10 protein-coding genes are annotated in these 8,751 nt (G+C 70.8%); 3 read left to right on the plus strand and 7 right to left on the minus strand.

Going from position 1 to position 8,751, the window contains the following annotated elements; all coding sequences use genetic code 11:
- Window positions 1–46 precede the first annotated feature (46 nt).
- From PV363_RS13460 to PV363_RS13470, 3 genes are all read left to right on the plus strand, one after another.
- Window positions 47–547 (plus strand): NAD(P)H-dependent oxidoreductase, encoded by a 501-nt coding sequence (locus PV363_RS13460; protein ID WP_301022574.1) that lies wholly within the window; start codon window positions 47–49, stop codon window positions 545–547.
- Window positions 548–581: 34 nt separating this feature from the next.
- Window positions 582–1,433, plus strand: coding sequence for a septum formation family protein (locus PV363_RS13465; protein WP_301022575.1), 852 nt, complete (start codon window positions 582–584; stop codon window positions 1,431–1,433).
- 84 nt (window positions 1,434–1,517) lie between these two features.
- Window positions 1,518–2,429: a septum formation family protein gene (locus PV363_RS13470; RefSeq protein ID WP_220365855.1), complete on the plus strand. Its 912-nt coding sequence runs from the start codon at window positions 1,518–1,520 to the stop codon at window positions 2,427–2,429.
- A 13-nt stretch (window positions 2,430–2,442) separates the two neighbouring features.
- Here PV363_RS13470 and era read toward each other — a convergent pair whose 3' ends face one another.
- The 7 genes from era to hrcA form a co-directional block, all read right to left on the minus strand.
- Window positions 2,443–3,360: a GTPase Era gene (gene era / locus PV363_RS13475; RefSeq protein ID WP_301022576.1), complete on the minus strand. Its 918-nt coding sequence runs from the start codon at window positions 3,358–3,360 to the stop codon at window positions 2,443–2,445.
- Window positions 3,357–3,713, minus strand: a complete 357-nt coding sequence (locus PV363_RS13480; protein ID WP_220344214.1) for a cytidine deaminase — start codon at window positions 3,711–3,713, stop codon at window positions 3,357–3,359. Before PV363_RS13480 ends, era begins: the two co-directional genes overlap by 4 nt.
- 23 nt (window positions 3,714–3,736) lie before the next feature.
- The gene (locus PV363_RS13485; protein WP_220344213.1) at window positions 3,737–5,044 is read right to left on the minus strand and encodes a hemolysin family protein; all 1,308 of its coding nucleotides are present in this window, start codon (window positions 5,042–5,044) and stop codon (window positions 3,737–3,739) included.
- Complete coding sequence (gene ybeY, locus PV363_RS13490) at window positions 5,041–5,535, minus strand: rRNA maturation RNase YbeY (protein ID WP_220346572.1); 495 nt, start codon at window positions 5,533–5,535, stop codon at window positions 5,041–5,043. The genes PV363_RS13485 and ybeY overlap by 4 nt, the downstream gene beginning before the upstream one ends.
- Complete coding sequence (locus tag PV363_RS13495) at window positions 5,516–6,508, minus strand: PhoH family protein (protein WP_255559410.1); 993 nt, start codon at window positions 6,506–6,508, stop codon at window positions 5,516–5,518. The genes ybeY and PV363_RS13495 overlap by 20 nt, the downstream gene beginning before the upstream one ends.
- A 118-nt stretch (window positions 6,509–6,626) precedes the next feature.
- Entirely contained in the window at window positions 6,627–7,772 is a 1,146-nt protein-coding gene (gene dnaJ / locus PV363_RS13500) for a molecular chaperone DnaJ (protein WP_220344211.1), read from the minus strand.
- A gap of 17 nt (window positions 7,773–7,789) precedes the next feature.
- Window positions 7,790–8,751, minus strand: a 962-nt coding sequence (gene hrcA, locus PV363_RS13505; RefSeq protein ID WP_301022577.1) for a heat-inducible transcriptional repressor HrcA, incomplete at its 5' end; no start/stop codon positions are given.

Genomic DNA, 8,751 nt, shown 5'->3' on the forward strand with positions numbered 1-8,751 from the left:
ACATGGCTACCGGCAGCATAGCCCACGCCGACGCTAGTCTCGCCAGGTGGCAACCCTGCTGCTCGTGCACCACGCCCCGACCCCCACCGTCCGCTCGCTCGCCGACGCGGTCATCGAGGGCGCGCGAGACCCGAGCATCGAGGGCGTCGACGTCGTGGTGCGGCCCGCGCTCGAGGCGTCGGCGTCCGACGTTCTCGCCGCCGACGGGTACGTCCTCGGGACGCCGGCCAACTTCGGCTACATGTCAGGGGCGTTGAAGCACTTCTTCGACACGATCTTCCTGGAGGCGGGAGGAGCGCTGACCGACGACGGCTCGGCGGGTGGCGCCACCTCCGACGGCCCTCCCCGACGGACCAAGCCGTACGGCCTGTGGGTCCACGGTCGCTACGACACCACCGGCGCCGTCCGAGCCGTGCAGTCGATCGTCGGGGCGCTGCCCTGGTCGCAGTCCGCCGCGGTCCTCGACGTCATGGGCGACGTGGGCGAGCGGGAGAAGGGTCAGGCGTACGAGCTGGGCGCGACCGTGGCCGCGCTGCTCTCGGCGTGATGCCGGGAACGGCCCCGGCTCCTACGGTGGAGGGGTGCCCGCTCGGACGCCCGTCGCCGGTCGTGCCGTCGTCGCTCTGGTCGCGGCGTCGGCCATCACCCTGTCGGCATGCACCGGGGGCGACGGGTCCGACGACCCGGGATCGCGTGCGACCGGCGACTCCCCGAGCGCGTCGCCGAGCCCGACGACGGCGCCCGAGCCGATCGCCGGCGCCTGCTACCGGCTCTCCGCCCCCCAGCTCGCCGAGGCCCAGGTCGGGGTCGCCCCGGTCCCGTGCACGCAGCCGCACACCACCGTCACGTACCTCGTGACGAGCCTGTCAGGCATCACCGAGCCGATCGACGCGACCGCCCTCGCCGCCAACGCCGAGCGCCGGTGCCGCGCTGCGCTGCGCACGTTCGTCCGCGCCACGCCGGCACGGCTGGCGCTGTCTCGGGTCCGGTCGGCGTGGTTCGTCCCGAGCGACCAGGACCTCGACGCCGGCGCACGCTGGTTGCGCTGCGACCTCGCCGTGTCCCGGACGGACACCACCCTCATGAGGCTGCCGGCCCAGGCCGCGGGCCTCCTGCGGCGCGACAGCGCACTCGACCGCTACGGCCGGTGCGCGCGGACCGATCTGGCCGGGGCCCGGGCAGGACGGGGTGGCCGGGTGTGTGCCCTCCCCCACACGTGGCGCGCCGTCGCGGCCCGCCGGCTAGGAACGGCCCGCACGCCGTTCCCCGGCCCCTCCATCCGCGGTGAGGTGCTCGGTCGCTGCGAGGGCGCTGCCCGTGCGTTCACTGACAACAGCACCCGTGACATCGAGGTCGGCTGGCTTCCACCCGACCGCGCGGCCTGGTCCCAGGGGCAGCGCTTCGGACTCTGCTGGACCCGTACGCGCAGGTGAGTCACCTCGCAACGGACGGCTCGGGTGCCCCACCCCCGTAGACTGGCACCCGTCGTGCCGTCGAACCCCCCGGAAGGACCTCCCGTGACGGCTGCCCGCCGCCTCCGCACCCGCGACCTCGCGCTCGCCGCGCTCGGCGCCGGAGCGCTCGTCCTCGTCACAGCGTGCGGGTCGGCGACCGACCTCGCGACCGACGAAGACTCCACGAGCGTGACCTCGCCCGAGGACCCGCCACTGCGCACCTTGCCGCCGACCACTGGGACCCCGGCCCCTTCGGCGACGCCTTCGACGCCGGCGGTGGTCCTGCCCAAGATCGGTGAGTGCCGCAAGCCGGGTCCGGTCGACGCCGCCCTCCGCGTGAGCGACGACGACGTCGCTCCGGTCTCCTGCTCGGGAGCCACCTCCGTCACCTACCTCGTCCGCTCGATGCCGACGGCGGTCCGCTCCGCGGTCACCGCGTACGACACCACCCGCATCCTGGGGTCGGCGCGGGGCATCTGCGAGAAGGCGGTGATCGCTCACCTCGGGGCCGACCAGTCGACCTTCAAGCGGTCCCAGTTCGACTTCATCGTGGGCGTGCCCAGTGCGGCCCAGACCGCCGCCGGGGCCGGCTGGATGCGCTGCGACCTCGTGCTGCCCGCCTCCCCGACCCGGCTCGCTGCCGTCCCGGGCAAGACCAAGGGGGCGTTGAAGGGGCGCGCGTCGTCGCGCTACATGCAGTGCGTCCGAGGCGACATCCGCGTGGCAACAGGGACCGTGCCGTGCACGACCAAGCACCAGTGGCGCGGGGTCGACAGCGTCAAGCTCGGCGCCCCCAAGGCCAAGTACCCCGGCGCCAAGAAGGTCCAGGCCACCATGCGCGACCGTTGCCCGGCCGGGGTTCGGCGCTACCTCGACACCAGGGGATCCTTCGACTACGGCTACATCTCGCCCAGTCGTACGGCCTGGCAGCGCGGAGAGCGCTGGGGCGTCTGCTTCGCCAAGACCCGCAAGTAGGCGGCGAGCCGCCTCAGAAGCCGAGGCGCCGCAGCTGCTTGGGGTCGCGCTGCCAGTCTTTTGCCACCTTGACCCGCAGGTCGAGGAAGACCGGGGTGCCGAGGATCCGCTCGATCTGGCCGCGCGAGTCCGACCCGATCTGACGCAGCCTCGATCCGCCCTTGCCGATCACGATGCCCTTCTGGCTGTCGCGTTCGACGAAGATGGTCGCGCGGACGTCGACGAGCGGCCGGTCCTCCGGGCGGTCCTCGCGGGGCACCATCTCCTCGATGACGACCGCGATCGAGTGCGGCAGCTCGTCTCGGACGCCCTCGAGCGACGCCTCGCGGATCACCTCGGCGACCAGAGTCTCCTCCGGCTCGTCCGTCAGCTGACCCTCCGGATACAGAGGGACACCCTCGGGCAGCTCGTCGATCAGCAGGTCACGAAGGTGCGCGACCTGGTAGCCCGACTTCGCCGACACCGGCACGATGTGCCGCCACTCCACGCCCAGCTCCTCGCCGGTCGTGGCGATGTCGGCGAGGTGTGCCATGAGCCGCTCGGGGGCGACCTTGTCGGTCTTGGTGGCGACCGCGATCATCGGCGTCCGGCGGATCTTGGCCAGCTCGCCGATCAGGTAGCGGTCGCCGGGGCCGATCTTCTCGTCGGCGGGCAGGCACACGCCCACCACGTCCACCTCGCCCCACGTGCTCCGAACGAGATCGTTGAGGCGCTCGCCCAGCAACGTGCGGGGCCGGTGCAGGCCTGGGGTGTCCACCAGGATCAGCTGCGCGTCGGGCGTGTGGACGAGACCTCGGATCACGTGCCGGGTGGTCTGGGGACGCGATGAGGTGATCGCGACCTTGTCACCGACGAGCGCGTTGGTGAGGGTCGACTTGCCGGCGTTGGGCCGCCCGACGAAGCACGCGAAGCCGGACCGGAAGGCGCTCACGACTGCACCACACGCTGGGCCGAGCCCTGGGCGTCGGCGACCAGGACCGGCACGCCGCTGCCCGCGAGGTCGCGGACGACGGCGAGGTCCTCGTCGCGTACGCCGTCGGCGTCGGTGCTCACCGCCACCGCCTCGAGACCGGTCGCACCCGACGACACCGCCATCGCGACCGCGAGACTCAGCGCGGACAGCTGCAGCGACGGGAGGTCGACGGTCGAGGCAGCGTAGGTGCGTCCGTCACGGTCGCGGACCGAGGCGCCCTCTGCCGCCCGGGTGCGGGCGCGGGTGGCGCGTGCGAGGGTCAGGATCTTGAGGTCCTCGGGGTCGTCGACGCCAAGCGGTGCGGATGCCATGGAGCCAGGGTATCGGCGAGCCCTCAGCCGGACGCGGCCGCGCCGACCGACTCCGCGGAGTCGTCCTCGGTCTCCTCGCGGCTGACCAGGACCGTGCCGATGCGGTTGCGGCGTCCGCGAGGCGCCTCGGCGACGAAGCGCAGGCCGTCGAGCAACACCTCGCTGCCGGCGATCGGGACCTTGCCGAGGTGCTTCGCCATGAGACCACCGACGGAGTCGACGTCGTCGTCCTCGATGGGGACGCCGAAGAGGTGCTGAAGATCGTCGACGTCATAACGAGCGCTGATCCGCACCGAGCCGTTGGAGAGGTGCTCGACGTCCTCCGGCGGCGCGTCGTACTCGTCGGTGATCTCACCGACGATCTCCTCGAGGATGTCCTCGATCGTCACCATCCCGGCGGTGCCGCCGTACTCGTCGACGACGATCGCCACGTGTGTCCGCTCCGACTGCATCCCGCGCAGCAGGTCGGCCGCGGGCTTGGAGTCGGGCACGTAGGAGCACGGCCGCATGACCGACTCCACCCGCTCGGTGGTCTCGGCGTCACGGTTGTCGAAGACCCGCTTGGTGATGTCCTTGAGGTAGGCCATGCCGACGACGTCGTCGAGGCTCTCGCCGGTCACCGGGATGCGGGAGTAGCCGCTGCGCAGCGCGAGCGACATGGCCTGGCGAAGGGTCTTGGTGCGCTCGATGAACACCACGTCGGTCCGAGGCACCATCACCTCGCGCACGACCGTGTCGCCGAGCTCGAAGACCGAGTGGATCATCTGACGCTCGTCGGACTCGATGAGCGCGCTCTGCTCTGCCAGGTCGACGAGCTCGCGCAGCTCGGCCTCGGAGGAGAACGGCCCTTCCCGGAACCCCTTGCCCGGCGTCAGCGCGTTGCCGACCATGATCAGCAGCCGCGGCACCGGCCCGAGGATCCGGGTGATGGCGGCCAGCGGTGCGGCGGACAGCAGCGCGACGCGTTCGGAGTTCTGGCGCCCGAGCGTGCGCGGACCGACTCCGATCGCCACGAACGACACGACCGCCATGACCAGGGTCGCGACGACCACCTGCTCCCACTGCCCGTCGAGAGCGTGGACGAAGACGACCGCCACCATCACGACCGCGCCCGTCTCGGCGAGGATGCGGAGGAACAGCGCGGTGTTGATGTACGGGGCGGGATCGCGGACGATCTTGGCGATCCTCGCCGCTCCGGAGCGGCCCTCGGCGACGAGCTCGTCGGCGCGCGCCTTGGAGAAGGTCGAGATGGCGGCGTCCATGCTCGCGAGGAGCCCCGCGAGGACCACCAGCACGATCGCCGACACCACCAGCCACACGTCGGAGCTCACGACTGCGCCTCCTCCGTCGTGCGTCCGCCGTCGCGCCAGCGCGCGAGCAGCGCGTCCTGCAGCGCGAACATCTCCTCGTACTCCTCGGGCTCGGCGTGGTCATAGCCCAGCAGGTGAAGGATCCCGTGCACCGTCAACAGCTCGAGGTGGTCGGCGAGGACCAGGCCCTCGGCCTCGGCGTCGGCCGTGGCGACCTCGGGGCACAGCACCATGTCGCCGAGGTATCCCTCTTCGGCCTCCAGGTCGTCGGTGCCGGGTCGGAGCTCGTCCATCGGGAAGGACAGGACGTCGGTGGGGCCTGTCTTGTCCATCCACTTCTCGTTGTACTCGGTCATCGTGCCGGCGTCGACGACGATCATCGTCATCTCCGTCGCGGGCGCCAGTCGCATCTGCTCCATCACGAACCGCGACAGGCGGGTCAGGCGCTCGATGTCGACGGGGGCCCCGTCGGCATCACGAAAGCTCGACTCGTCAAGAATGTCGACGTTCACGACTCTCGCCCTCACCCTCGTACTCGTCGTAGGCGGCGACGATACGGCCGACCAGCTTGTGACGAACCACGTCGGCCGAGGTCAGCACCGGGAACGAGATGTCCTTGACGCCGTCCAGGATCTCGCGGACGATCCTCAGCCCGCTGCGCTGGCCGTTGGGGAGATCGATCTGGGTCACGTCGCCGGTCACGACCATCTTGGAACCGAATCCCAGGCGCGTGAGGAACATCTTCATCTGCTCCGGCGAGGTGTTCTGTGCCTCGTCGAGGATGATGAAGGCGTCGTTGAGGGTCCGCCCGCGCATGTACGCCAGCGGTGCGACCTCGATCGTCCCGGCCGCGAGCAGCTTGGGGATCGTCTCGGGATCCAGCATGTCGTGGAGGGCGTCGTACAGCGGCCGGAGGTAGGGATCGATCTTCTCGCTCAGCGTGCCCGGCAGGAAGCCGAGGTTCTCGCCGGCCTCGACGGCAGGACGCGTGAGGATGATCCGGTTGACCTCCTTCGCCTGCAGGGCCTGGACGGCCTTGGCCATGGCGAGATAGGTCTTGCCCGTACCCGCCGGACCGATCCCGAAGACGATCGTCTGTCGGTCGATCGCGTCCACGTAGCGCTTCTGGTTGAGCGTCTTGGGGCGGATCGTACGGCCGCGGTTGGAGAGGATATTGAGGCTCAGCACGTCGGCGGGGCGCTCTTCGGTCTCAGCCCGGAGGATCGCGATGCTCCGCTCGATCGTCTCGGGCGTCAGGCCCTGACCGGTTCGGATCATGGTCACGAGCTCCTCGAGGAGACGCTCGACCATCGCCGACTCCGCGGCCGTCGCGCGGATGGAGACCTGGTTGCCGCGGACGTGGATGTCAGCGTCGAAGCTGGCCTCGATCAGGCGCAGGAACTCGTCGGTGGGGCCCAGCAGCGACACCATGGGGATGCTCGCCGGGATCGTGACCATGTGCTGCAAGGGTTCAGGCGTAGTCATCGGCGCTCCCGCGGGAGCAGTTCTCCTTCTGTGAGTTCGGACTCGTCCATCGTAGGCGGCATCGGCGGTCGCACGAAAGCACGATCTCGACCGCCGGGTGCCGCCTCGGTGGCTCCGATCAGCGGAAGGCGTCCCGGATGCGGTCGAACACCCGCCGGTGCGGTGCGGCGAACTCGCCCTCGACCAGCTCCTCGCCCCGCTCGGTGGCGAGGAGGCCGAGCAGCTCGCGCTGCCGGTCGTCGAGCTTGGTGGGTGTCTCGACGACCACGCGGACCTTGAGGTCACCGCGTCCGACCCCGCGCAGGTGCGGGACGCCGCGACCGCGGATCGTGACCGTCTCGCCGGACTGGGTGCCGGGGACGATGTCGAAGCCGATCGTGGCCTCCTCGGCCGGGACACCGGTGTCGGCCTCGAGCGTCGGCAGGTCGATCTGAGTGCCGAGCGCCGCAGCGGTCATGGGGACCCGGACGTCGCAGTAGAGGTCGTCGTCGGAGCGGGTGAAGACGTCGTGCGGCTCCACCTCGACCTCGACGTACAGGTCGGCGGCGGGACCGCCGCCGGGGCCGACCTCACCCTCGCCGGTCAGCTGGATCCGGGTGCCGCTGTCCACGCCGGCGGGCACCTTGATGGTCAGCGTGCGACGGGCGCGGACCCGGCCGTCACCGGAGCACTCCTCGCACGGGTTCGCGATCACGGTGCCGTAGCCCTGGCAGGTCGGGCAGGGGCGGGCCGTACGGATGTCTCCGAGGAACGACCGCTGCACGTGCTGCACCTCGCCGTGCCCGCGGCACGTCTGGCAGGTGATCGGCTCCGCGCCGTCGGCCGAGCCGTTGCCGTGACAGGTCGAGCAGACCACGGCGGTGTCGACCTTGAGCTCGCGCGTGGTCCCGAAGGCCGCCTCGGCCAGCTGGACGCCGATGCGGATCAAGGCGTCGTTGCCGCGCCGGGCACGACCACGTGGGCCGCGCTGGGTCTGCTGCCCGAAGAACGCGTCCATGATGTCGTTGAACGAGAAGCCGGCGCCGAAGCCGCCGCTGGCACCCGCACCGGCGAGGGGATCGCCTCCGCGGTCGTAGAACGACCGCTTGTCCACGTCGGAGAGCACCTCGTAGGCGACGGTGACGGTCTTGAACCGCTCCTGCGCCTCAGGGTCTGGATTCACGTCCGGGTGCAGGCTGCGCGCCAGCCTCCGGTACGCCTTCTTGATCTCCTCCGGAGTCGCGTCGCGACTCACACCGAGGGTCTCGTAGTAGTTCTGGCTCATGCGTCGTTGTCTGTCTCTCAGTCGCTGAGGGTCTGGCCGACATAGCGTGCGACGGCGCGTACCGCCGCCATGGTGCCGGGGTAGTCCATCCTGGTGGGCCCGACGACGCCGAGGGTGGCGAGCGGCTCGTCGTCGGTGCCGTACGCGGTGGCCACGAGGGAGGTCGCCGAGAGCTCCTCGTACGGAACCTCCGTGCCGATGCGGACGGTGAGCGTGGTCGGAGAGGTGGCCTCGCCGAGGAGCTTGAGCAGCACCACGTGCTCCTCGAGCGCCTCGAGGACCGGCTTGATCGAGGTGTCGAAGTCGGTGCCGAACCGGGCGAGGTTGGCGGCCCCGCCCACGGCAACGCGTTCGTCGGCCCGCTCGTCGGAGAACGCCCGGGTGAGCGTCGCGACGACAGCGGTGGCGATGGGCTGCTCCTCGGGACGGAAGGTCGTGATGAGGTCGGCCACCGATGCCGAGGCGTCCGGCAGCCGCTGCCCGACCGCGGCGCCGATCATCCGCGCTCGCAAGTCCGCGAGGAGCATCTCGGACGGCTCTTCGGGGAGCTCCACGATGCGCTGGTCGACACGTCCGGAGCTGGTGATCAGCACCAGCAGGATGCGGCCGCGCTCCATCGGGACCAGCTCGACGTGACGGACGGTCGAGCGGGTCAGGGAGGGGTACTGCACGAGCGCGACCTGGTGGGTCAGCTGAGAGAGCAGCCGGACACTGCGCTGGACGACGTCGTCGACGTCGACCGCGCCGTCGAGGAACGACTCGATCGCACGGCGTTCGGGAGGACTCAGCCGCCGGACGGAGGCAAGCCGGTCGACGAAGAGGCGGTAGCCCTTGTCGGTCGGGATCCGGCCCGCGCTGGTGTGCGGCTGGGCGATGAACCCGTGCTCCTCGAGGATCGCCATGTCGTTGCGGACCGTCGCCGGCGACACACCCAGCTGATGGCGGTCGACGAGCGCCCGCGAGCCCACCGGCTCCTGGG

Origin of the sequence: Mumia sp. (genome assembly GCF_028803055.1) — a bacterium.
Taxonomy (GTDB): domain Bacteria; phylum Actinomycetota; class Actinomycetes; order Propionibacteriales; family Nocardioidaceae; genus Mumia.